Source organism: Pseudomonas sp., assembly GCF_049645325.1.
In the GTDB taxonomy this organism is placed as follows: domain Bacteria; phylum Pseudomonadota; class Gammaproteobacteria; order Pseudomonadales; family Pseudomonadaceae; genus Aquipseudomonas.
In genome coordinates, this window is sequence record NZ_JBARTQ010000154.1 from 1 (window position 1) to 1,777 (window position 1,777).

Below are 1,777 nucleotides of genomic sequence, written 5' to 3' on the forward strand. Positions count from 1 at the left end.
ACCTGCCCAACACTGCACGGCCGATCGTGAGTCAGAACCCGAATCGCAAGAAAGTCCTGTTTGTCACCTCTGAATTTGCCGACCTTGTGAAAACCGGCGGCCTGGGCGACGTTTCTGCTGCCCTGCCCCGTGCCATGGCCCACCTGCACGACGTACGGGTGCTGATCCCGGGCTATCCGCAGGTGATGGAAAGCGACAACCCTATTCACATCATCGGTGAGCTGGGCGGCCACGCCGCGCTGCCACCGTGCAAGATCGGGCGCATGGACCTCAAGGACGGCCTGGTTATCTACGTGCTGATCTGCCCCGAGCTTTACGAGCGCGAAGGTACGCCCTACGGCGCCAACAACGGCCGCGACTGGCCCGACAACCATATCCGCTTCGCCCGCCTGGGCCTGGCCGCCGCCGACATGGCCGCCAACCTCGCGCAAATCCACTGGTGCCCGGACCTGGTGCACGCCCACGACTGGCCCGCTGGCCTGGCCCCGGCGTACATGCACTGGCGTGGGTCGCGCACGCCCACGTTGTTCACCATTCACAACCTGGCTTATCAGGGCGTGGTCAGCCTGGCATCCACGCCAGAGCTGGGCATTCCGCCCCATGCCCTGCAACAGGAAGGCATGGAGTTCTACGGCAAGATGTCGTTCCTCAAGGCCGGCATGGCGTATTCCAGCCATATCACCACGGTGAGCGCGACCTACGCCCAGGAAATCACCACCCCCGAATTCGGCTGCGGCCTCGATGGCTTTCTGGCCAGCAAGACCCAGCAAGGCCTGCTCAGTGGCATTCCCAACGGTATTGATGAAAGCTGGGAAACCTCCACCGACACGCACCTGACCCATAACTTCAACATCGGCGACTGGGAAGGCAAGGCGATCAACGCCGAGCACGTGCGCGAGCTCTTCGGCCTGCACCCTTCCACCGGCCCGTTGTTCGCAGTGGTTTCGCGCCTGGTGTATCAAAAAGGCCTGGACCTCACCGAGGCCGTGGCCAGCTTTATCGTCGAGAACGGCGGCCAGATCGCGATCATCGGTCGCGGCGAGCCCGAAGAAGAACAGGCCATGCGGGAACTGGCGCTGCGCTTTCCGGGCCAGGTGGGCGTGCGCATCGGCTTCAATGAAACCGACGCACGCCGCATGTTCGCCGGCAGCGATTTTCTGCTAATGCCGTCTCGCTACGAGCCGTGCGGCTTGAGCCAAATGTACGCCCAGCGCTTCGGCTCGCTGCCGGTGGCGCGTAATACCGGTGGCCTGGCAGACACCATCGAAAATGGCGTCACCGGGTTCTTGTTCAATGAATCTACCGTCGAAAGCTACGAAGAAGCGCTGAGCCGTGCCTTCAAGGTGTTCGCCAACACCGGCCTGCTCAATGCCATGCGCAGCCGCGCGATGACTCAGCCGTTCAACTGGTGCCAGGCGGTGGAACCCTACGCCGAACTGTACGAACAGCTCGTCGCCAAAGCACTGGGGAAAGCCGCTAAATAATCAAGGGAGGTCTCTATAGATGCCGTTACGGACTCTGGAAACCTGGCCCCACGGCGCAATCATGCTGGACGCGCAACACACGCGTTTTGCCTTGTGGGCGCCAGACGCGTTTTATGTCAGCGTTGAATTGGAAGATGGCAAATCGATCGCCATGCTGCCCCAGGCAGATGGCTGGTTTGAAACCGAAATACAGTGCCCGGCGGGCACTCGCTACCGCTACAACATTGACGGCGTGATGGATGTTCCCGACCCGGCGTCCAGGGCCCAGGCCCTGGACGTACACGGTTGGAGCC

The 1,777-nt window shown here is 62.0% G+C and carries 1 protein-coding gene and 1 pseudogene; both read left to right on the plus strand.

The window, feature by feature from the left end; translation table 11 throughout:
- Nucleotides 1–2 precede the first annotated feature (2 nt).
- A complete protein-coding gene (glgA, locus tag WBB95_RS06800) occupies nucleotides 3–1,484 on the plus strand; it encodes a glycogen synthase GlgA (protein ID WP_424486868.1) in 1,482 nt (493 codons plus the stop codon).
- A 19-nt stretch (nucleotides 1,485–1,503) separates the two neighbouring features.
- A pseudogene (locus tag WBB95_RS06805) lies at nucleotides 1,504–1,777 on the plus strand (malto-oligosyltrehalose trehalohydrolase); the annotation flags it as partial.